The 20977-nt window shown below is 41.2% G+C and carries 22 protein-coding genes; 21 read left to right on the plus strand and 1 reads right to left on the minus strand.

Annotation, left to right across the window (positions count from 1 at the left end; translation table 11 throughout):
* The first annotated feature begins 125 nt into the window (after window positions 1–125).
* The 14 genes from FOA33_RS03590 to FOA33_RS03655 all read left to right on the plus strand — a co-directional run bounded on the left by FOA33_RS03590 (window position 126) and on the right by FOA33_RS03655 (window position 14047).
* Window positions 126–926: a dihydroorotate dehydrogenase electron transfer subunit gene (locus FOA33_RS03590; RefSeq protein WP_221160672.1), complete on the plus strand. Its 801-nt coding sequence runs from the start codon at window positions 126–128 to the stop codon at window positions 924–926.
* Window positions 889–1875 (plus strand): dihydroorotate dehydrogenase, encoded by a 987-nt coding sequence (locus tag FOA33_RS03595; protein ID WP_221160673.1) that lies wholly within the window; start codon window positions 889–891, stop codon window positions 1873–1875. The genes FOA33_RS03590 and FOA33_RS03595 overlap by 38 nt, the downstream gene beginning before the upstream one ends.
* Before the next feature lie 110 nt (window positions 1876–1985).
* On the plus strand, window positions 1986–4238 hold the full coding sequence (locus FOA33_RS03600; RefSeq protein WP_221160674.1) for a glucosaminidase domain-containing protein: 2253 nt from the start codon (window positions 1986–1988) through the stop codon (window positions 4236–4238).
* Between the two features lie 171 nt (window positions 4239–4409).
* Window positions 4410–5468, plus strand: a complete 1059-nt coding sequence (locus tag FOA33_RS03605) for a DNA/RNA non-specific endonuclease (RefSeq protein ID WP_221160675.1) — start codon at window positions 4410–4412, stop codon at window positions 5466–5468.
* A 114-nt stretch (window positions 5469–5582) separates the two neighbouring features.
* Window positions 5583–6398: an EbhA gene (locus FOA33_RS03610; protein WP_221160676.1), complete on the plus strand. Its 816-nt coding sequence runs from the start codon at window positions 5583–5585 to the stop codon at window positions 6396–6398.
* A gap of 112 nt (window positions 6399–6510) precedes the next feature.
* Entirely contained in the window at window positions 6511–6747 is a 237-nt protein-coding gene (locus tag FOA33_RS03615; RefSeq protein ID WP_000141913.1) for a DUF2829 domain-containing protein, read from the plus strand.
* Window positions 6740–7438 (plus strand): 3-oxoacyl-ACP reductase, encoded by a 699-nt coding sequence (locus FOA33_RS03620; RefSeq protein ID WP_221160677.1) that lies wholly within the window; start codon window positions 6740–6742, stop codon window positions 7436–7438. The genes FOA33_RS03615 and FOA33_RS03620 overlap by 8 nt, the downstream gene beginning before the upstream one ends.
* A gap of 10 nt (window positions 7439–7448) precedes the next feature.
* Window positions 7449–7949: an NUDIX hydrolase gene (locus FOA33_RS03625; RefSeq protein ID WP_000403327.1), complete on the plus strand. Its 501-nt coding sequence runs from the start codon at window positions 7449–7451 to the stop codon at window positions 7947–7949.
* A gap of 33 nt (window positions 7950–7982) precedes the next feature.
* A complete protein-coding gene (locus tag FOA33_RS03630) occupies window positions 7983–8285 on the plus strand; it encodes a hypothetical protein (RefSeq protein ID WP_002877185.1) in 303 nt (100 codons plus the stop codon).
* A gap of 33 nt (window positions 8286–8318) precedes the next feature.
* Window positions 8319–8693 (plus strand): DUF6707 family protein, encoded by a 375-nt coding sequence (locus FOA33_RS03635; RefSeq protein WP_259664468.1) that lies wholly within the window; start codon window positions 8319–8321, stop codon window positions 8691–8693.
* 133 nt (window positions 8694–8826) lie between these two features.
* Window positions 8827–9267, plus strand: coding sequence for an ASCH domain-containing protein (locus FOA33_RS03640; RefSeq protein WP_221160678.1), 441 nt, complete (start codon window positions 8827–8829; stop codon window positions 9265–9267).
* 121 nt (window positions 9268–9388) lie between these two features.
* The gene (locus FOA33_RS03645; RefSeq protein ID WP_221160679.1) at window positions 9389–11935 is read left to right on the plus strand and encodes a M1 family metallopeptidase; all 2547 of its coding nucleotides are present in this window, start codon (window positions 9389–9391) and stop codon (window positions 11933–11935) included.
* Window positions 11936–12045: 110 nt separating this feature from the next.
* Complete coding sequence (gene ciaR, locus FOA33_RS03650) at window positions 12046–12720, plus strand: two-component system response regulator CiaR (RefSeq protein ID WP_000590630.1); 675 nt, start codon at window positions 12046–12048, stop codon at window positions 12718–12720.
* Window positions 12710–14047, plus strand: coding sequence for a sensor histidine kinase (locus tag FOA33_RS03655; protein ID WP_221160680.1), 1338 nt, complete (start codon window positions 12710–12712; stop codon window positions 14045–14047). Before ciaR ends, FOA33_RS03655 begins: the two co-directional genes overlap by 11 nt.
* Window positions 14048–14110: 63 nt before the next feature.
* Here the strand turns inward: FOA33_RS03655 and FOA33_RS03660 are convergent, their stop codons facing one another.
* Window positions 14111–14395, minus strand: coding sequence for a DUF3270 family protein (locus tag FOA33_RS03660; protein WP_221160681.1), 285 nt, complete (start codon window positions 14393–14395; stop codon window positions 14111–14113).
* A 386-nt stretch (window positions 14396–14781) separates the two neighbouring features.
* Here FOA33_RS03660 and FOA33_RS03665 point away from each other — a divergent pair, with 386 nt between their 5' ends.
* The 7 genes from FOA33_RS03665 to FOA33_RS03695 all read left to right on the plus strand — a co-directional run bounded on the left by FOA33_RS03665 (window position 14782) and on the right by FOA33_RS03695 (window position 20977).
* On the plus strand, window positions 14782–15837 hold the full coding sequence (locus tag FOA33_RS03665) for an ABC transporter permease (RefSeq protein WP_221160682.1): 1056 nt from the start codon (window positions 14782–14784) through the stop codon (window positions 15835–15837).
* Between the two features lie 13 nt (window positions 15838–15850).
* Entirely contained in the window at window positions 15851–16531 is a 681-nt protein-coding gene (locus FOA33_RS03670; RefSeq protein ID WP_213988447.1) for an ABC transporter ATP-binding protein, read from the plus strand.
* A gap of 124 nt (window positions 16532–16655) precedes the next feature.
* Complete coding sequence (locus FOA33_RS03675; RefSeq protein ID WP_221160683.1) at window positions 16656–17585, plus strand: peptidase U32 family protein; 930 nt, start codon at window positions 16656–16658, stop codon at window positions 17583–17585.
* 105 nt (window positions 17586–17690) lie between these two features.
* Window positions 17691–18374 carry a ribose-5-phosphate isomerase RpiA gene (gene rpiA, locus FOA33_RS03680; RefSeq protein WP_221160684.1) on the plus strand — a complete coding sequence of 228 codons (684 nt, stop codon included), beginning with the start codon at window positions 17691–17693 and terminating at the stop codon, window positions 18372–18374.
* A 23-nt stretch (window positions 18375–18397) separates the two neighbouring features.
* The gene (locus FOA33_RS03685; RefSeq protein ID WP_213988450.1) at window positions 18398–19609 is read left to right on the plus strand and encodes a phosphopentomutase; all 1212 of its coding nucleotides are present in this window, start codon (window positions 18398–18400) and stop codon (window positions 19607–19609) included.
* A gap of 1 nt (window position 19610) precedes the next feature.
* Window positions 19611–20171, plus strand: a complete 561-nt coding sequence (locus tag FOA33_RS03690; RefSeq protein ID WP_221160685.1) for a DUF1697 domain-containing protein — start codon at window positions 19611–19613, stop codon at window positions 20169–20171.
* Entirely contained in the window at window positions 20168–20977 is an 810-nt protein-coding gene (locus FOA33_RS03695; protein WP_221160686.1) for a purine-nucleoside phosphorylase, read from the plus strand. Before FOA33_RS03690 ends, FOA33_RS03695 begins: the two co-directional genes overlap by 4 nt.

The raw sequence follows: 20977 nt of genomic DNA on the forward strand, positions 1-20977 counted from the left end.
ACTAGGGGAATCTCTGTGCGGATTTTTTAAGTGTGCGCATGAGTTCTAGCCTAACCCAACTGAGGCCTTGCATTAGCAAGGTCTTTTTTTTATCTGGTCCCCTTAAAATTTAAGGAGGAAGAATCATGAATCCCACATGTAAGAAGCGCTTGGGTGCCATTCGTTTGGAAACCATGAAGGTGGTTGCACAGGAGGAAATTGCGCCAGCAATCTTTGAATTAGTCCTAGAAGGAGAAATGGTTGAATCTATGCGAGCGGGCCAATTTCTTCATCTGCGAGTGCCTGATGACGCCCATCTCTTGCGCCGCCCTATTTCAATTTCGTCTATTGACAAGGCAAACAAGCAGTGTCACCTCATTTATCGGATTGAGGGGGCTGGGACAGCTATTTTTTCAACTTTAAGTCAGGGAGATACTCTTGATGTGATGGGGCCTCAGGGAAATGGTTTTGACTTGTCTGATTTAGACGATCAGAGCCAAGTTCTCCTCGTTGGTGGGGGGATTGGAGTTCCACCCTTGCTTGAGGTGGCTAAGGAATTGCATGCGCGTGGGGTGACAGTAGTGACAGTCCTCGGTTTTGCGACTAAGGATGCTGTTATTCTCGAAACCGAATTGGCCCAATATGGTCAGGTATTTGTAACGACAGATGATGGTTCTTATAGCATCAAGGGAAATGTTTCTGTTGTTATCAATGACTTAGACAGTCAATTTGAGGCTGTTTACTCATGTGGGGCACCTGGAATGATGAAGTACATCAATCAAACCTTTTATGACCACCCAAGAGCCTACCTATCTCTGGAATCTCGTATGGCTTGTGGGATGGGGGCTTGCTATGCCTGCGTTCTAAAAGTGCCAGATAGTGAGACTGTCAGTCAACGCGTCTGTGAAGATGGCCCTGTTTTCCGCACAGGAACAGTTGTATTATAAGGAGAAAATTATGACTAAAAATCGTTTACAAGTTTCTCTCCCTGGTTTGGATTTGAAAAATCCAATTATACCAGCATCAGGCTGTTTTGGTTTTGGTCAAGAGTATGCCAAGTACTATGATTTAGACCTTTTAGGCTCCATTATGATCAAGGCGACGACACTTGAACCCCGTTTTGGCAATCCTACTCCGAGAGTAGCTGAGACACCTGCTGGTATGCTCAATGCAATCGGTTTACAAAATCCTGGTTTAGAAGCTGTTTTGGCTGAAAAACTTCCTTGGTTGGAAAGAGAATATCCAAATCTTCCTATCATCGCTAATGTAGCTGGCTTTTCAAAACAAGAGTACGCTGCCGTTTCTCGAGGAATTTCCAAGGCAGCAAATGTAAAAGCTATCGAGCTTAATATCTCCTGTCCGAATGTAGATCACGGCAATCATGGACTTCTGATTGGGCAAGATCCTGACTTGGCTTATGAAGTGGTAAAAGCGGCTGTGGAAGCCTCTGATGTGCCAGTTTATGTTAAGTTAACTCCTAGTGTAACGGATGTTGTCACTATTGCTAAAGCCGCAGAAGATGCAGGAGCAAGTGGCTTAACCATGATCAATACTCTAGTCGGTATGCGCTTTAACCTCAAAACTCGCAAACCAATCTTGGCCAATGGAACAGGTGGAATGTCTGGCCCGGCAGTTTTTCCAGTAGCCCTCAAACTCATCCGACAAGTAGCCCAAACAACAGACCTGCCCATCATTGGAATGGGAGGAGTGGATTCGGCAGAAGCTACACTAGAAATGTATCTGGCTGGAGCGTCTGCCATCGGAGTTGGAACAGCCAACTTTACCAATCCTTATGCCTGTCCTGATATCATCGAAAATTTACCAAAAGTCATGGACAAATATGGCATTAGCAGTTTGGAAGATCTCCGTAAGGAAGTCAAAGCCAGTCTGGGATAAACTAGGTCTTCCTTATTGTCAACAAGAAATAGAATCTTCATCAATTTGTAATATTTCCGTCGGTTAACTATGTTACAATAGGGTTCAGAAAACGTTATTGGAGCATTTAAATGAAACGATGGAAAGTGGCCCTAGTAAGTGCTGGCTTATTGGGGTGTTTTTTTACTGTAGTGGAGACAGCGAAAGCAGAAGAGGGAACTTGGCAAGGAAAGACCTACCTCAAAGCCGATGGAAAACCAGTAACCAACCAATGGATCTTTGACCAAACGTATCAGAATTGGTTTTATCTTAAGGCTGATGGACAACGTGCAGAAAACGGCTGGCTGACTGTTGGTGGTAAGGATTACTATTTTAACGAGACCGGGAAATTAGCCACAAAAGCTTGGATTAACCAGTACTATGTGGCTGAAAGTGGTGCTAGGGTCAAGAATCAATGGGTGTTTGACCAAGAAAAACAATCCTGGTATTATCTCAAGTCTGATGGTCAAAAAGCTCAAAATGAGTGGATTCAACAAGGTCAGGAAAAATATTACCTTAAAGAAGATGGCAAGATGGCCAAAGATGAATGGATCACTCAAGGTGAGAACCAATACTACATCAATTCACAAGGTAAAATGCTGAAAAGTACTTGGCTTGGTAAGAACTATTTGTCAGAAAATGGTAATAAGGTCAAACAAGGTTGGATTTATGATGATAACTATAGCAGTTGGTTCTACATTCAACAAGATGGTACCTATGCTGAAAATGGCTGGCAAACCATAGATGGGAAGGACTACCATTTCAAATCAGGCGGTTATCTTTCTACTGAACGTTGGATTGACCGCTTCTATGTTGCTAAAAGTGGAGCTAAATTGAAATCGGAATGGCTCTTTGATAAGAATTATGATTCTTGGTTTTACTTGAAAGCTGATGGTAGCTATGCCGAAAAAGGCTGGGAAACGATTAAAGGTAAAGATTACCATTTCAAATTTGGAGGCTATCTTTCTACTGAACGTTGGATTGACCGCTTCTATGTTGCTAAGAGTGGAGCTAAACTGAAATCGGAATGGCTCTTTGACAAGAATTATAACTCATGGTTTTACTTGAAAGCTGACGGAACCTATGCTGAAAAAGGTTGGCAAATCATCAAAGGTAAGGATTACCATTTCAAATCCGGTGGCTACCTCTCCACAGAAACTTGGATTGACCGCAGTTATGTGACGAGTAGTGGAGCAAAAGCTGGTAAAGGTTGGCTCTTTGACAAGAATTATAACTCATGGTTCTATATCAACTCTGATGGAAATTATGCCAATAAAGAATGGATATGGGATAATGGTTACTACTATCTCAAATCAGGCGGTTATATGGCTGCAAGTGAGTGGGTGTGGTACAAGAACAATTGGTTCTACCTCAAGTCAAATGGGAAGATGGCTGAGAAAGAATTAATCTACGATTCATCCGACCAATCATGGTACTACCTTAAATCAGGCGGTTACATGGCAAAAAACGAGACTGTAGATGGTCATACCTTGGATGCCTCAGGTAAATGGCATGTTGCGGATAAAACCAAATATTACAAAGTTAAACCAATCACAGCCTATGTCTACAGTGCATCTGGAGATATCTTGAGTTACATTAATCAGGGAAGCATCGTTTCACTGGATAGCTCGACGCGAAAAGGTGGCCGACTTGCAGTTTCGATTTCTGGCTTATCTGGCTATATGAATCAAAGTGATTTGACAGCAGTGGATGAAGGAAGCGAGTTTATCCCTCATTATACTAGTGATGGGAAATTCCTCTACCATGAACTCTCTCCTTACACGAGTATCAAAGTAGCTCCACACACATCTGCTATGGTTATTGGTAAGAAGTACTACTCAACTGATGGTGAGCATTTTGACGGCTTTACCATTAAAAATCCTTTCCTCTATAAAAACTTGAGAGAACCAAGTAATTATAGTGCAGCTGAATTGGATAAACTGTATTCGATGATGAACTTGCAGGACAGTCCTCTTGCGGGTAAAGGAGCGACTTTCAAAGAAGCTGAGGAACGCTATGGTGTCAATGCCCTTTACTTGATGGCTCATAGCGCTCTTGAAAGTGCGTGGGGACGCAGTCAAATTGCCAGAGATAAGAACAACTTCTTTGGTATTGCGGCTTATGATACTAGCCCATATCTTTCAGCTAAGAGCTTTGATGATGTGGACAAAGGGATTCTCGGAGCGGCCAAGTGGATTCGTGAGAATTACATTGACTACGGCAGAGACCACCTTGGAAACAAGGCAACAGGAATGAATGTTCGCTATGCTTCCGATCCATACTGGGGTGAGAAAATAGCCAGCATCATGATGACCATCAACAGTAAACTTGGTGGGAAAGACTAATCAAAAGAACTCGACGGTAACTACTGAAAAGTGGTTATCGTTTTTGTTTTAGTTATTGGAGGAGGAATAGTATGATAACATTCTCTTTAGTCTTGAATAATTAACAAAATGATAGTAGAATGAAATAGGAGATATTAATCTAATCACTATATAAAAATAAAGGAAATTTTTATGAAAAAGCTACTATCCTTCTCAATTGCCTTGCTTTCGCTCACAACACTAGTTGCTTGTTCTGGACATAAGGTAGAATCAAAGGTTCCAGAAGAAAAAATTGAACAGAAGCAAATCAAGTTCGATGAGAAGTTGTTTAAAGAAGCTGGACTCTTGCCTTTTAAAAATGAAAAGCAGTTAGAACTTGGTGAATTGGATTCTAAATCACGCGCGACGGGTGCTCATATTCAACTCAAGGACAGCGATGAGTCAACTGAGAAGAGAGAACCTAAGTTGACTTATGATCCAGTTGGATGGCACAACTATAAATTCTTTTATGGTGATGGTAAAAAAGAAGCTTGGCTGATGAGTCGAGGCCATCTGATCAGGTACCAATTTAGTGGATTGAATGATGAAAAGAAAAACTTGGTCTCTATGACTAATTGGCTCAATGCTGGAAATTATTCTGGAACAGATGATCAAAACCAAAGTAGCATGCTTTACTATGAAAATCGATTGGACTCTTGGTTGGCCAATCACCCAAACTATTATTTAGACTACAAGGTGACCCCAATCTATCAAAAGGACGAATTGATCCCGAGACAGATTGAGTTGCAGTATGTGGGAATAGATGAAAACGGCAAACTCTTGGAGATCAAGTTGGGTGGTAGTAAGGAAAAGGTTGATCAGTATTCTGTGACGCATGTCGTTTTAGACAATGTTTCAGCTAATGCGGAAATCAATTATTTGGATGGTACTGCTAAAAATACAGTTGAAGATGCAAAGATAAAAGAAGAAAAAGAAAAAGCCAAGAAAGAGGCTGAGGAAAAAGCCAAGAAAGAGGCTGAGGAAAAAGCCAAGAAAGAGGCTGAAGAAAAAGAAGCAGCTGAAAAGAAAGCGAAAGAGGAAGAAGAAGAAAAAGCACGTCAGGCTGCACAAGAAAAGGAAGAAAGTCAGGAATCAAACTCGCACTCAACAAATTCAGGTGGCTACTTTAGAGATGTAAACGGAAGATGGCACAGACCAAATGGTAAATTCGCTTCCAAGAAAGAAATCAGAGAAGCCGGATTGCAGTGGTAGTAAGAATTTAGTAGATATACAGTCAAAAAGCCGTTGGAAAACGGTTTTTTTGTTGCTTGTTTTGATGTATTATAGTAAAATTATGAAGATATTAAATACTTTTTGGAGATTGAAATGAAGAGAAAAATAATGATATTGTCAATGTGTCTCATCATAGGAATTTCTGGCCTGGGCTACTATTTCTTGTCCTATGCGCCACATCAAGCTGCTGTAACTAAGTTTGAAGATGTAGTAAAGGATTTAAATGAAAAAAATAAAGAAGTTGAAGATCAAATAGCTGAGGCTGAAAAGGTTGTTGATAATGATGAAGAACCTCTTGATTCTAAGACATTGGAAGAATTGAAATCAACTATAAAGGATAGCAAAGATTCACTTCGTAAAGTACCAGAAATAGAGAAAGCGACTGCTAAGATTGAGAAGCAAATTGAAGAATTAAGTCAACCATTAGATTATAGTGAAACAAAAAAGAATTTATCTGACAAACAGACTCATTATCAAAATAGCATTCTTCAATTAAAACAAATTACAAATCCTTCAAGTTCTTTTATTGAAGAAAGGCTTAAAGAAATTGAATCAATTACGGGAGTACAATCGGTTACGGAGGATAATGACCCTAATAAAAAACTAAATAAACAAGGTGGGTATACAGCGTCTGTATATTTTGTTGACAAGCAAGTGACTGAGTCTGTAGATGGCTCAGATATTGTTCAAAAAGGTAATGATGCTGGTGGAAATATAGAGGTTTATAAGACAAAAGAAGATGCAGAAAAGCGCAATACTTATATTAGTGCTTTTGATGGAACTGCTTTAAATCCGGGATCCCACTATGTTTATGGAACTGTTTTAATTCGTACTTCACACTATTTAACAGGAACGCAACAGAAAGAACTGACTGAGAAAATCTACAATAAATTAATTGAACTGAAATAATAAAAAATTGGATAGTTATTTATTTTATTGCACTAAGATACAGTCAAAAAACCGTTGGAAAACGGTTTTTTGTTATAATTAAATTAATAATGTAGCATTAAAGGAGAACATCATGACATTTGAAGAAATCCTGCCTGGATTAAAGGCTAAGAAAAAATATGTACGAACTGGTTGGGGAGGGGCTGAAAACTATGTGCAGCTTTTTGACACCATCGAGCAAAATGGGGTTGCACTTGAAGTGACGCCTTATTTCCTAATCAACGTGTCTGGAGAAGGGGAAGGTTTTTCCATGTGGAGCCCGACACCTTGTGATGTTTTGGCGACGGATTGGGTAGAAGTGCATGACTAGACGTGTATTGATTACGGGAGTGAGCTCAGGTATCGGACTTGCTCAAGCTCGCCTCTTTTTAGAGAAGGGTTATCAAGTTTATGGAGTTGACCAAGGTGAAAATCCCCAATTGCAGGGTGATTTCCACTTTTTACAGAGGGATTTAACCTTGGACTTGGAGCCAATTTTTGACTGGTGTCCTCAGGTGGATGTTTTGTGTAATACTGCTGGAGTTTTGGATGATTATAAACCGCTTTTGGAACAATCATCCCAGGAAATTCATGAGATTTTTGAAATCAACTACGTGACTCCTGTTGAGTTGACTCGCTATTATTTGACGCAAATGCTGGAAAATAAAAAAGGAATTATTATCAATATGTGTTCGATTGCTTCAAGCCTAGCTGGCGGAGGTGGTCACGCCTATACCTCGTCTAAGCATGCCTTAGCTGGCTTTACCAAGCAGTTGGCCCTAGACTATGCTGAAGCTGGAATTCAGGTCTTTGGAATCGCTCCAGGTGCTGTCAAGACTGGCATGACTGCGGCGGACTTTGAACCAGGTGGATTGGCTGACTGGGTGGCTAATGAAACGCCAATCAAGCGCTGGATTGAGCCAGAGGAAGTAGCAGACCTTAGCCTTTTCTTAGCAAGTGGAAAAGCGAGCGCCATGCAAGGGCAAATCCTCACGATTGATGGTGGTTGGTCTTTGAAGTAGGAGGAGTTAGATGGAAATCAAAAAACACTTTGGAGTCTATGCTGTTTGCTTTGAAAACGGGAAGTTACTCTGCATTGAAAAAACGAGAGGCCCTTATCAACATCGTTATGATCTACCTGGTGGTAGTCAGCAACTTGGTGAAGGACTGACGGAAACGCTGATTAGAGAAGTTATGGAAGAGACAGGATTTACTGTTAGAAGCTACTCCAATCCTCGAATCTACGATGTTTTCGTCAGGGAAGAGTTAAAAAATTTTATGGTTCACCATGTCATGGCCTTGTATGATGTTGAAATGAATGAGAGTGCACCTCAGGTTACGATTTCGGAAGCTGTCTCTGATGGTGCGAATGATTCACTCGGATATATTTGGATGGATATTCAGAAAATCACAGAAGAAAATGCATCGCCATTAGTTTTGAAGGCTAAGACAGAGTTACTAGGATTTCCAGAGCTGGACAAGACCTTGTATATGAATTGGAAGGTGAGAGATGAAAAATTATTCAATGGATGAAAGTATATTTCAGTATCCTGAATCATTTAAAAAATGGTAGAACTCAATTTAGTTGATTTTGATATTTGGTATTTTTTAGATTCAGAATGGGCGTTATCTCTGTACAAGGGCTTGCAGGAAAGGTACCCAACAAGAAAGTTGATTCCATTCGCTAAAAGAGGAGATTGTGATGATACAGCTTGTTTTGAAATAGGAAAGAGCAATAGGGTTCAACTCATTCATGACTTTGCTGCAGAAGGCTGGGAGCAACGGGAAGAGTTTAATGACTTTTGGGAATGGGGAGAATATGCAGTCAACTGCATGATAGAATATAATAAAGATGATGGGATAGAGTAAAGGCTTATTGTAAGTATTAAAAGGAGTAGATACATGAATGTTAAAGAACTAATCGAAGAGGTTGAAAATGATGCTGAGTTAGTATCGTATTTAAACCTGGTCCCCAAAAAGAATAAGAAAACTCAGATGGATGCTATGCATGTTCTCAATCGCTTAAGTTATATCTTGTATCTGTCCGATAATACTGCTTTAGCTCAGTCAATGATTGATAAAATGGTTCAAGTTGACTTTGACGGTGATTATCGCTATTGGGAACCTGTGCAAAATTCTGCTTTACTGGCTATTCTGATAGATGAAGAAAAATATCTAACACAAGTAAGAGATAGGATTTTCTATGCATTAAATTATGGTGATGAAGCGAGTGTATTTGGGAAAAGAAAGGTACACAAACGTTTTTTGATCCAATGAATTGGAAATCGAGCGGGACTTAGTTAATAATGAGATTCAAAGCACGATTTTAATTCTTCGTGACTATATCTTAATAAATGGATTTAAGCAACTCTATCCCTTTAAATAAAAAAGTAAATGAACAGGAGTACCCATGACACCGCAAGAAATGTGGAATGCCTATAAGCAAATTAACCCCTCGGTTGGAGATGAGATAGATGCCTGGGCTTTTGGAGTGGAAGCAGATCTCTTGGCCGACTTGGTTCTAAGAGGCGAAAAGACAGCAACCGCCTCAGTCTACGACCTCTACGCACTAGAAGACGAACCTCTTCCACAAGAAGGAACCTTCGATGTCATTTTAGACAGTCAAAATCAGGCTGTCTGCATTGTCGAAATTACCAAGGTGTCCGTTCAGCCTTTCAATCAAGTTTCTGCTGAACATGCTTTTAAGGAAGGGGAAGGTGATAAATCCCTAGCCTATTGGCGCCAGGTTCATGAGGACTTTTTCACCGAGTGGATGAGGGAAGCGGGCTTGACTTTTACACCTGACAGCAAGGTCGTTTTGGAAGAATTTCGCAAGGTCTACCCTCTGTAGACAGATAGAAGGAAGAAAGTTTTGGAAATCACTGTCCAATCCTTTTTTCTAAAGCAAAACATGATATAATAAGTTTGTTTGAAGAAGAGTAAAACTCTTAAACTTAGAATAGGAGAAAACTATGCAAGCAGTTGAACATTTTATTACCCAATTTGTTCCTGAACACTATGATTTATTTTTAGACTTGAGTCGTGAGACCAAGACCTTTTCTGGGAAGGTGACCATCACTGGTCAAGCACAGAGTGACCGTATTTCCCTTCACCAAAAAGACTTGGAAATCGCTTCTGTAGAAGTTTCAGGTCAGGCTCGTCCATTTACAGTTGACCATGACAATGAAACCCTTCATATCGAATTGGCTGAGGCTGGTCAAGTTGAAATGGTCATCGCTTTTTCAGGAAAAATCACAGACAACATGACAGGGATTTACCCTTCTTACTACACAGTTGATGGAGTGAAGAAGGAAGTCTTGTCTACCCAGTTTGAGAGCCATTTTGCGCGCGAAGCCTTCCCGTGTGTGGATGAGCCTGAAGCCAAAGCAACTTTTGACCTTTCTCTACGTTTTGACCAAGCAGAAGGTGAAGTTGCCTTGTCAAACATGCCAGAAATTGATGTTGAAAACCGTAAGGAAACAGGCATCTGGAAGTTTGAGACAACACCTCGCATGTCTTCTTACTTGTTGGCCTTTGTTGCTGGTGATTTGCAAGGGGTAACGGCTAAAACTAAAAACGGTACCCTCGTCGGTGTCTACTCAACGAAAGCCCACCCACTATCTAACCTTGATTTCTCACTAGACATCGCCGTTCGCTCGATCGAGTTTTACGAAGATTACTATGGAGTTAAGTATCCAATCCCTCAATCACTTCACATCGCCCTTCCTGACTTCTCAGCTGGTGCCATGGAAAACTGGGGTCTTGTGACCTACCGTGAAGTTTACTTGGTTGTAGATGAGAACTCAACCTTTGCCAGTCGTCAACAAGTTGCCCTAGTTGTAGCACATGAGCTTGCTCACCAATGGTTTGGTAACCTCGTGACTATGAAATGGTGGGATGACCTTTGGCTTAATGAAAGCTTCGCTAACATGATGGAATACGTCTGTGTGGATGCCATCGAGCCGAGTTGGAATATCTTTGAAGATTTCCAAACAGGTGGTGTTCCAGCTGCGCTTAAACGCGATGCGACGGATGGTGTTCAGTCTGTTCATGTCGAAGTCAAACACCCAGATGAAATCAATACGCTCTTTGATGGCGCTATTGTCTATGCCAAAGGAAGCCGTCTCATGCATATGCTTCGTCGTTGGCTAGGTGATGCGGATTTTGCTAAAGGTTTGCATGCATACTTCGAAAAACACCAATACAGCAATACAATTGGTCGTGACCTTTGGAATGCCCTTGGTCAAGCATCAGGACGTGATGTCGCAGCCTTCATGGATTCTTGGTTGGAACAGCCTGGATATCCAGTTCTTACTGTCAAAGTTGAAAATGATGTCTTGAAGATTTCGCAAAAACAATTCTTTATCGGTGAGCATGAAGACAAGAACCGCCTCTGGGTTGTGCCACTCAACAGCAACTGGAAAGGCTTGCCAGATACACTCGAAACTGAAAGTATCGAAATTCCAGGCTATGCAGCTCTTTTTGCTGAAAATAAAGGAGCCCTTCGTCTCAACACTGAAAATACAGCCCACTACATTACCGACTATCAAGGAGACTTGTTAGAAGCTGTTCTTGCTGAGTTAGAGACACTTGATAACACAAGCAAACTGCAAATCGTTCAAGAACGCCGTTTGCTTGCTGAAGCGGGTCACATTTCTTATGCGGACTTGCTCCCAGTCCTTGATAAACTTGCTAAGGAAGAGTCTTACCTTGTGGTTTCAGCTGTTTCTCAAGTGATTTCTGCCCTTGAGCGCTTTATCGATGAAGGAACAGAGACTGAGAAAGCCTTTAATACACTCGTTGCTAAATTGGCTCGTCACAACTATGACCGTCTTGGTTTTGAAGCAAAAGATGGAGAATCAGATGAGGATGAATTGGTTCGTCAGTTGGCCGTTTCTATGATGATTCGCTCCAATGATGCAGAAGCTAGTCAAGTCGCTAGCCAAATCTTTGCAGCTCACAAGGAGAACCTTGCAGGACTTCCAGCAGCCATCCGTGCACAAGTTCTTATCAATGAAATGAAACACCATGAGACCAAGGACTTGGTCGCAACTTATCTGGACCTCTACACTCATGCCACAGATGCTGTTTTCAAACGCCAGTTAGCAGCTGCTCTAGCCTACAGTACAGATGCTGACAATATCCAAACCTTGATTAGTTCATGGAAGGACAAATTTGTGGTGAAACCACAAGACCTTTCTTCATGGTACCTCCAATTCCTCGGACACCAAGCAACTCAAGAAACTGTTTGGGTATGGGCACGTGAAAACTGGGATTGGATCAAGGCAGCTCTTGGTGGGGATATGAGCTTTGATAGCTTTGTTATCCTACCTGCCCATGTATTTAAGACTGAGCAACGCTTGGCAGAGTACAAGGCCTTCTTTGAGCCACAACTCTCTGACCTTGCTCTTAGCCGTAACATTCGTATGGGTATCAAAGATATCGCAGCGCGTGTTGACTTGATTAAGCGTGAGAAAGCAGCAGTAGAAACTGTTGTAGCTCAATATGCCAAAGCTTAATTCATTCGAAATGTAAATAAAAAACTCAACTTTCTATCTCAAAAGAAGAGAGAGTTGAGTTTTTTTTAAGGCAATTTTGGTATAATAATCATAACAAGGAGGAGTTTCTGATGATAAAAATCTTATTAGTAGAGGATGACCTAGGCCTGTCAAACTCAGTTTTTGACTTTTTAGATGATTTTGCAGATGTCATGCAGGTCTTTGATGGAGAAGAAGGTCTCTACGAAGCTGAAAGTGGCGTCTATGACTTGATTTTGCTTGATCTGATGTTGCCTGAAAAAAATGGCTTCCAAGTCTTGAAAGAGTTGCGCGAAAAAGGAATTACGACACCAGTCCTTATCATGACTGCTAAGGAAAGTTTGGATGACAAGGGACATGGTTTTGAGTTGGGAGCGGATGACTACCTCACCAAACCTTTCTATCTAGAAGAACTCAAAATGCGGATCCAAGCCCTTCTCAAACGTTCAGGTAAGTTTAACGAAAACACCTTGACCTATGGGGATATTGTCGTCAACCTTTCAACGAATGAAGTGAAGGTGGAAGATACTCCTGTGGAACTACTCGGAAAAGAGTTTGAGTTATTGGTTTACTTCCTTCAAAATCAAAATGTTATTCTTCCCAAGACGCAAATTTTTGACCGCCTATGGGGATTTGATAGCGATACGACGATTTCCGTTGTAGAAGTCTATGTCTCAAAAGTTCGTAAGAAACTGAAGGGTACAGCTTTTGCTGAAAATCTTCAAACATTGCGTAGTGTCGGGTATATTTTAAAAGATGTTCAATAAACTAAAAAAAACATGGTATGCGGATGATTTCAGCTATTTCATTCGAAACTTTGGAGTGTTCACCCTAATCTTCTCTGCTATGACCTTGATTATCCTCCAGGTCATGCACTCGAGTCTCTACACTTCTGTAGATAAAAAACTCCAAGCCCTTAGCACTAGCCCTCAAGCTGTTATCCAATTAGCCCTTAATCGGGCAACTGAAGAAGTCAAGGATATCCAACCTGCAACTGCGGATGCCAGCAAGGCTGAAATCAAACCCAATGTCAGCTCCAATACGGAAGTCTTGCTCTTTGATAAGGATTTTAACCAACTCTTACTGGGCAATCGCTTTTTAGGTTTGGACAAGATCAAGCTGGACAAGAAAGAGTTGAATCACATTCGGCAAATTCAAGTTGTCAATAGCTACGGTCAGGAAGAAACCTATCGGATGATCTTGATGGAAACCAATTCATCCATTGTTTCAAGTAATGTCAAATATGCGGCGGTTTTAATCAATACTAGCCAGCTTGAGCAAATCAGCCAAAACCACGAGCATTTAATTGTTGTAGTCATGGCTAGTTTCTGGCTTCTGTCTTTAATTGCCAGTGTTTACTTGGCACGTGTCAGTGTCAAACCCTTACTGGAAAGTATGCAAAAGCAGAAGTCCTTTGTAGAAAATGCAAGTCACGAACTGAGAACGCCTTTGGCTGTTTTACAAAATCGTTTAGAGACTCTCTTTCGAAAACCAGAAGCGACGATTATGGAATCCAGCGAAAGCATTGCTTCGAGTCTTGAAGAAGTTCGCAACATGCGTTTCCTCACGACAAATCTTCTCAATCTTGCACGTCGAGATGATGGAATCAAACCTGAAATAGCAGAAGTTTCTCCGCAATTCTTTAAAACAACCTTTGCTAACTATGAGTTGATTGCTTCTGAAAATGATCGTGTTTTTGAATATGAAAATCGGATTTATCGTTCCTTCATGACCGATCAGTTGCTCCTAAAACAGCTCATGACTATCTTGTTTGATAATGCTATCAAGTATACTGAAGAAGATGGGAAAATTGAGTTTGTGGTCCATGCTACGGATCGCCACCTCTATCTATCAGTAACGGATAACGGAATTGGGATCTCAGCTCCAGATAAGAAGAAAATCTTTGACCGCTTTTATCGTGTAGACAAGGCGAGAACCCGTCAGAAAGGTGGTTTTGGTCTAGGACTATCTTTGGCCAAGCAGATCGTAGATGCCTTACGAGGAACGATTACCGTTAAAGATAACAAACCTAGAGGAACGATTTTTGAAGTTAAAATTGCTATCCAATCTTCTCCCAAACGTAAAAATAAATAAAAAGACAGTTTTAAAACTGTCTTTTTTGTTAATTAGAAAAGAGGTTGGTAGTGGTACCAACCTTTATTTTGAAATTTTTCGTTTAATAATCTTTCGTTGGAGTTGGAGGAGTGTCAAGCTTGCCCCCATAGCAGCAACAAATGATAAAGCTGTGTTCAATTTTAAGGATAAAAAGATAAAACTAAAAAACACCATAAAAATACAAAAACAAGCAATATTTACAAAAAATAAAATCTCTTTTAAATTGGAGCTAACAGGTGCTTCCAGTGTATAGTTTTGATAAAGCAGAGTTTGATTCGATTCGGGAGTTTGTTCAAACTCATAAGCTTCTAATTTTCTTGCGGGCATGATTCTCTCCTTAACAGTACCTAACTATTTTATCATTTTTTATGCAGAGAATTATTACAGAATTGTTACAAAACTACTAAAGTCTCTTATCATCTTCTAAGTCGCTCTTCTTGACACCCACTGGGGAAAGTGATAGCATGGATGTTACACTTAAAACAGATGACCCGACCTTCTCTTTTATAAATATACTGAGAAAGGAAAGGGTAACTTATATAAATTGATAGCAAGCTGAGGCTTTTTCCTAAGATGATTTGTTGAGTTGCTACCTGGATACTTTTGAAGAGTATTGGTAGGAGTTGTTTTGAATGGATGGAAGGACAGAGATTCTGTCTATTGGACTGGGTGGCTTTTAAACTACCTCTGGGGAAAAGTTAAAGGAGATAAGCATGTATCTTGCTATCAAAGAAATAGTACGAAACAAACTTCGATATAGTTTGATTCTAACTACCATTTTTCTTATCGCTTTTATGGTCTTTTTTATGACCAGTCTAGCTCTTGGTCTTGTGCGGAACAACCGGGCCGCTATTGATAATTGGCAAGCAACGGGTGTCGTTTTATCCGACTACGCAAATGATAATTTGACAGCATCCTTTATTCCTGAAAAGGACTACAAGGATAAGAGTTCTAAAGAAGTTGCTCCACTGGGCTATATGTTCGCTGTGACCAATCTAGTTGATGGTAGTGAAAAGGTCAATGTTTCCATTTTTGCTCAAGACTGGGACGCTTTTATCTCACCTAGTTTGACGGAGGGTCGTTATCCTGAAGGAGATGATGAAGTTGTCGTGGATCAGTCTTTTGAGAACTATGGGATTAAGCTAGGCGATGCCATTCAGCTCAATGGAAGCGAGGCAAGTTACAAGATTGTAGGCCTGACTCAAGGAAATAAGTTTTTCACTGAGCCTGTTGTCTTTACGAGTCTGACAACTTATTGGACCTTACAAGGTACCTTGAAAGCCAATCGTTCCATCTCTGCCTTGGTATTGAAAAATGATATAGAAGTGACTGACGATGGTTTGAAACAGATTTCCATTCCAAAAATGATATTGAAAATTCCTGGTTACACACCCCAGGTTAATGTATTTTCAGGGATGATTCTTGCTATGATTGTTATCACAGGCTTGATTGTGGGGATTTTTGTTTATATCATTACCATCCAAAAACTAGGTCTTTATGGAATAATGCGGGCTCAGGGAATACAAATCAAAACCATTGTATGGTCTCTATTCTGTCAAATCTTCCTCCTAGCTGGTATGGGGATTGCTTTAGCCTTGCTGGCAATCGGAGGAGTGATTTTAGTCTTACCAGCTACCTTCTTTTTCTATCCAAGTTGGATAGCTTACTCTGTCCTAAGCTTGGTAATTTCCTTGATGGCCCTTCTAGGTGGTGTCATTTCACTTCCACGCTTGCTAAAGGTGGACCCGATTACTGCGATTGCAGAGTGATAAGGAGAATAGTATGACAGCATTGATTGAAATGACTCAAGTTACAAAAACCTACGGGGAAGGAAAGATGAAAGTCGTTGCCCTGCATGAGACGAATTTTCAGCTAAATGCGGGGGAGTTCGTAGCTATTGTTGGGCCCTCTGGCTCTGGCAAGACAACCTTTCTAACAACTCTAGGACAACTTCAGGAAGCATCTAGTGGAAAGATTCTAGTAAAGGGGAAGGAAACAGGCAGTTTGACGGAGAAGGAGAAAACAGACCTCCGTTTTAGAGAGTTTGGTTTCATTCTCCAGGCTTCAAACCTAATTCCTTTTCTAACGGTCAAGGAACAGCTAGATTTGATTGACAGACTGGATAAGGGAAAAAATAGTAAAAGTGACCGAAAAGAGCTCTTTGAGTTGTTGGATTTGGAAAAAGTACAAGATCATTATCCCAAGGCTCTATCGGGTGGCGAACGTCAACGTGCGGCGATTGCTAGAGCGCTTTATAATAATCCGAGCATCGTGCTTGCAGATGAGCCGACAGCCAGTCTAGATACCCAGCGTGCTTACCAAGTAACAGAAATGTTGGCTGCCATTGCCCATGAACAAGGTAGAGGAGTTGTCATGATTACACATGATACACGCCTTCTTGATAAGGTCGACCGTATCTATGTTATGAACGATGGCCACCTAGTTGAAGAAACACATGCATAAAAGAAAGTGGACGGTACTGGTTACTGTTCACTTTTTGATTGGGAAAGATAGAAATAAGTTTAACTTTTTGTGAAACTCTCAATATTCATAGCTGATTTTTGAGAAATGTGGTATAATTTTTCTTATGGAAAAGATTATCATTACAGCAACTGCTGAAAGTATTGAACAAGTTGAACAACTACTCGAAGCTGGCGTAGATCGTATCTATGTTGGTGAGAAAGATTTTGGCCTTCGTCTGCCAACAACCTTTAGTTATGAAGACTTACGCACTATCGCCAAGCTCGTTCATGATGCAGGCAAGGAATTAATTGTTGCAGTCAATGCCCTCATGCACCAAGATATGATGGACCGTATCAAGCCATTCCTAGATTTCTTGGAAGAAATCAAGACAGACTATATTACTGTTGGGGATGCAGGTGTCTTTTACGTGGTTAACCGTGATGGCTATTCCTTCAAGACTATCTACGATGCTTCAACCATGGTGACTAGCAGTCGTCAGATTAACTTCTGGGGCCAAAAGGCAGGAGCCTCTGAAGCGGTCCTGGCGCGTGAAATTCCATCTGCTGAACTCTTCAAGATGCCAGAGATTTTGGAAATTCCTGCTGAAGTCTTGGTTTACGGAGCTAGCGTCATCCATCATTCTAAGCGTCCGCTCTTACAAAACTACTATAACTTCACGCATATCGATGACGAAAAGACGCGTAAACGTGACCTCTTCTTAGCAGAACCGAGTGACCCTGAGAGTCATTATTCCATCTTTGAAGACAATCATGGTACCCACATCTTTGCAAATAACGACCTTGATTTGATGACCAAATTGACAGAATTGGTGGAGCATGGTTTTACTCACTGGAAGCTAGAGGGGCTTTACACACCTGGTCAGAATTTTGTAGAAATTGCCAAACTCTTTGTCCAAGCACGCAGCTTGATTCAAGAGGGCAAATTCAGCCATGACCAAGCCTTCTTGTTAGATGAGGAAGTGCGCAAGTTACATCCTAAAAACCGTTTCTTGGACACAGGATTCTATGATTACGATCCTGATATGGTTAAATAGGACATAAAAACCCGAAATAAAAATGTTCGGGTTTTTCAAGTGTATTCATGAAATAAAAACGGATACATGTTATAATAAAAATAGCTCTTTAATGGAGGTGTTTGAGTGGAAAATCTGAAGAAAATGGCAGGTATCAAGGCTGCTGAGTTTGTCAAGGATGGCATGGTAGTCGGACTTGGAACGGGCTCTACTGCCTACTATTTCGTAGAAGAAATCGGTCGTCGGATTAAGGAAGAAGGTTTGCAGATTACTGCTGTGACGACTTCCAGTGTGACCAGTAAACAGGCCGAAGGTCTTAACATCCCGCTCAAGTCGATTGATCAAGTAGACTTTGTCGATGTGACGGTTGACGGGGCGGATGAAGTAGATAGTCAGTTCAACGGGATCAAAGGTGGTGGTGGTGCCCTTCTGATGGAGAAGGTTGTCGCAACGCCCTCAAAAGAATACATTTGGGTGGTAGATGAAAGCAAACTGGTAGAGAAACTAGGTGCTTTTAAATTGCCAGTAGAAGTGGTTCAGTATGGTGCAAAACAGGTCTTTCGTCGGTTTGAGCGAGCTGGCTACAAACCAAGTTTCCGTGAAAAAAACGGCCAACGTTTTGTGACAGATATGCAGAATTTTATCATTGATCTAGCCTTGGATGTCATTGAAGATCCAATTGCCTTCGGACAAGAGTTAGACCATGTCGTTGGTGTCGTAGAGCATGGCTTATTCAACCAAATGGTGGATAAGGTCATCGTAGCTGGACGGGATGGCGTTCAGATTTTAACTTCAACAAAAGCAAGATAACTAAAATAATAAGGAGACAGATTATGTCAAAATTTAATCGAATTCACTTGGTGGTACTGGATTCCGTGGGAATCGGTGCAGCACCAGATGCCAATAACTTTGTCAATGCAGGGGTTCCAGACGGAGCTTCTGACACACTGGGACATATTTCAAAAACGGTTGGTTTGAATGTGCCAAACATGGCTAAAATCGGCCTAGGAAATATTCCTCGCGAAACACCGCTTAAGACTGTACCAGCTGAAAGCAATTCAACAGGTTATGCAACAAAATTGGAAGAAGTATCTCTAGGTAAGGACACCATGACTGGACACTGGGAAATCATGGGACTCAATATTACCGAGCCTTTCGATACTTTCTGGAACGGATTCCCAGAAGAAATCCTGACAAAAATCGAAGAATTTTCAGGACGCAAGGTCATTCGTGAAGCCAACAAACCTTACTCAGGTACAGCTGTTATCGATGATTTTGGACCACGCCAGATGGAAACTGGGGAGTTGATTATCTATACTTCAGCTGACCCTGTTTTGCAGATTGCTGCCCACGAAGATATCATTCCTTTAGATGAATTGTACCGTATTTGTGAATATGCTCGTTCGATTACCCTTGAGCGTCCGGCCCTTCTAGGTCGTATCATTGCCCGTCCATATGTAGGTGAACTAGGTAACTTCACTCGTACAGCTAACCGTCGTGATTTGGCCGTATCTCCATTTGCCCCAACTGTTTTGGATAAATTGAATGAGGCTGGTATCGATACTTACGCTGTTGGTAAAATCAACGATATCTTTAACGGAGCTGGTATCAATCATGACATGGGCCACAACAAGTCAAACAGCCACGGAATTGATACATTATTGAAGACCATGGGACTTGCTGAGTTTGAAAAAGGATTCTCCTTCACAAACTTGGTTGACTTTGATGCCCTTTACGGCCACCGTCGCAATGCCCATGGTTACCGTGATTGCTTGCATGAGTTTGATGAACGCTTGCCTGAAATTATCGCAGCCATGAGAGAGAATGACCTTCTCTTGATAACTGCGGACCATGGAAATGACCCAACCTATGCAGGAACAGACCACACTCGCGAATATATTCCACTTTTAGCTTACAGTCCTGCCTTTAAAGGAAATGGTGTCATTCCAGTTGGACATTTTGCAGATATCTCAGCGACTGTTGCCGATAACTTTGGTGTTGAAACTGCCATGATTGGGGAAAGTTTCTTAGATAAATTGGTATAAGATGACGCGCTATGCTTTACTTGTTCGGGGCATTAATGTCGGAGGGAAAAATAAGGTTGTCATGGCGCAACTTCGTCAAGAACTGACAGAGTTGGGACTGGAAAAGGTTGAAACCTACATCAACAGTGGCAATATTTTCTTTACTTCGAGAGTTCTCAAAGCCCGATTGGTTGAAAAGTTAGAGGTTTTCTTTGCAGTCCATTATCCATTTACTCAGAGTTTTTCTTTACTGAGTCTAGAGGACTTTGAGGCGGAACTTGAAAATATGCCTGAATGGTGGACCAAAGACCTAGCTCGAAAAGATGTCCTCTTTTACACGGAGGGATTGGATGTGGATCAAGTCATCGAGAAAGTTGAAAGTTTAGAACTGGAAGATGAAGTGGTTCATTTTGGAAGACTTGGGATTTTCTGGGGGAAATTTTCTGAAGAATCTTACTATGCCACTGCCTATCATAAGTACTTGCTCAAGATGCCTTTCTACCGCCAAATCACCATTCGTAATGCTAAAACCTTTGACAAAATCGGTCAAATGCTAAAAAATAATAAAGGAGACACACAATGACATTTTTAGATAAAATCAAGGAAACAGCTGCTTTCCTGAAAGATAAAGGAATCCAAGCGCCTGAGTTTGGTCTAATCCTTGGATCAGGACTAGGAGAATTGGCAGAAGAAATTGAAAATCCAGTTGTAGTAGACTATGCAGACATTCCAAACTGGGGCCGTTCGACAGTAGTCGGTCACGCTGGGAAATTGGTATATGGTGAACTTGCAGGTCGCAAGGTCTTGGCTCTTCAAGGTCGTTTCCATTTCTATGAAGGAAATCCTCTTGAAGTCGTGACTTTCCCAGTACGTGTGATGAAAGTTCTCGGATGTGAAGGTGTCATTGTAACCAATGCAGCTGGAGGTATTGGATTTGGTCCTGGTACCTTGATGGCTATCTCAGACCATATCAATATGACGGGGCAAAACCCATTGATGGGTGAAAACTTGGATGATTTTGGTCCACGTTTCCCAGATATGTCTAAAGCCTACACTCCAGAATATCGTGCTACTGCCCATGAAGTGGCCAAGAAACTTGGTATCAAGCTTGATGAAGGTGTCTATATTGGTGTAACAGGTCCGACTTATGAAACCCCAGCAGAAATTCGTGCCTATAAGACATTGGGGGCAGATGCAGTTGGTATGTCCACTGTTCCTGAAGTTATTGTGGCCGCTCACTCAGGCTTGAAAGTTCTAGGAATTTCATGTATCACTAACCATGCTGCTGGTTTCCAAGAAGAACTCAACCACGAAGAAGTTGTAGAAGTTACAGAACGTGTCAAAGGCGACTTCAAAGGCTTGGTTAAAGCTATTCTTGCTGAACTCTAA

It is taken from the genome of Streptococcus cristatus, from assembly GCF_019685515.1.
Classification (GTDB): Bacteria; Bacillota; Bacilli; order Lactobacillales; family Streptococcaceae; genus Streptococcus.

What these genes read in the sequence shown, in the direction of transcription:
- FOA33_RS03590 (WP_221160672.1), top strand. Translation starts at nt 126, where the DNA reads ATGAATCCCACATGTAAGAAGCGCTTGGGTGCCATTCGTTTGGAAACC.
- FOA33_RS03595 (WP_221160673.1), top strand. Translation starts at nt 889, where the DNA reads ATGGCCCTGTTTTCCGCACAGGAACAGTTGTATTATAAGGAGAAAATT.
- FOA33_RS03600 (WP_221160674.1), top strand. Translation starts at nt 1,986, where the DNA reads ATGAAACGATGGAAAGTGGCCCTAGTAAGTGCTGGCTTATTGGGGTGT.
- FOA33_RS03605 (WP_221160675.1), top strand. Translation starts at nt 4,410, where the DNA reads ATGAAAAAGCTACTATCCTTCTCAATTGCCTTGCTTTCGCTCACAACA.
- FOA33_RS03610 (WP_221160676.1), top strand. Translation starts at nt 5,583, where the DNA reads ATGAAGAGAAAAATAATGATATTGTCAATGTGTCTCATCATAGGAATT.
- FOA33_RS03615 (WP_000141913.1), top strand. Translation starts at nt 6,511, where the DNA reads ATGACATTTGAAGAAATCCTGCCTGGATTAAAGGCTAAGAAAAAATAT.
- FOA33_RS03620 (WP_221160677.1), top strand. Translation starts at nt 6,740, where the DNA reads ATGACTAGACGTGTATTGATTACGGGAGTGAGCTCAGGTATCGGACTT.
- FOA33_RS03625 (WP_000403327.1), top strand. Translation starts at nt 7,449, where the DNA reads ATGGAAATCAAAAAACACTTTGGAGTCTATGCTGTTTGCTTTGAAAAC.
- FOA33_RS03630 (WP_002877185.1), top strand. Translation starts at nt 7,983, where the DNA reads ATGGTAGAACTCAATTTAGTTGATTTTGATATTTGGTATTTTTTAGAT.
- FOA33_RS03635 (WP_259664468.1), top strand. Translation starts at nt 8,319, where the DNA reads ATGAATGTTAAAGAACTAATCGAAGAGGTTGAAAATGATGCTGAGTTA.
- FOA33_RS03640 (WP_221160678.1), top strand. Translation starts at nt 8,827, where the DNA reads ATGACACCGCAAGAAATGTGGAATGCCTATAAGCAAATTAACCCCTCG.
- FOA33_RS03645 (WP_221160679.1), top strand. Translation starts at nt 9,389, where the DNA reads ATGCAAGCAGTTGAACATTTTATTACCCAATTTGTTCCTGAACACTAT.
- ciaR (WP_000590630.1), top strand. Translation starts at nt 12,046, where the DNA reads ATGATAAAAATCTTATTAGTAGAGGATGACCTAGGCCTGTCAAACTCA.
- FOA33_RS03655 (WP_221160680.1), top strand. Translation starts at nt 12,710, where the DNA reads ATGTTCAATAAACTAAAAAAAACATGGTATGCGGATGATTTCAGCTAT.
- FOA33_RS03660 (WP_221160681.1), bottom strand. Translation starts at nt 14,395, where the DNA reads ATGCCCGCAAGAAAATTAGAAGCTTATGAGTTTGAACAAACTCCCGAA.
- FOA33_RS03665 (WP_221160682.1), top strand. Translation starts at nt 14,782, where the DNA reads ATGTATCTTGCTATCAAAGAAATAGTACGAAACAAACTTCGATATAGT.
- FOA33_RS03670 (WP_213988447.1), top strand. Translation starts at nt 15,851, where the DNA reads ATGACAGCATTGATTGAAATGACTCAAGTTACAAAAACCTACGGGGAA.
- FOA33_RS03675 (WP_221160683.1), top strand. Translation starts at nt 16,656, where the DNA reads ATGGAAAAGATTATCATTACAGCAACTGCTGAAAGTATTGAACAAGTT.
- FOA33_RS03685 (WP_213988450.1), top strand. Translation starts at nt 18,398, where the DNA reads ATGTCAAAATTTAATCGAATTCACTTGGTGGTACTGGATTCCGTGGGA.
- FOA33_RS03690 (WP_221160685.1), top strand. Translation starts at nt 19,611, where the DNA reads ATGACGCGCTATGCTTTACTTGTTCGGGGCATTAATGTCGGAGGGAAA.
- FOA33_RS03695 (WP_221160686.1), top strand. Translation starts at nt 20,168, where the DNA reads ATGACATTTTTAGATAAAATCAAGGAAACAGCTGCTTTCCTGAAAGAT.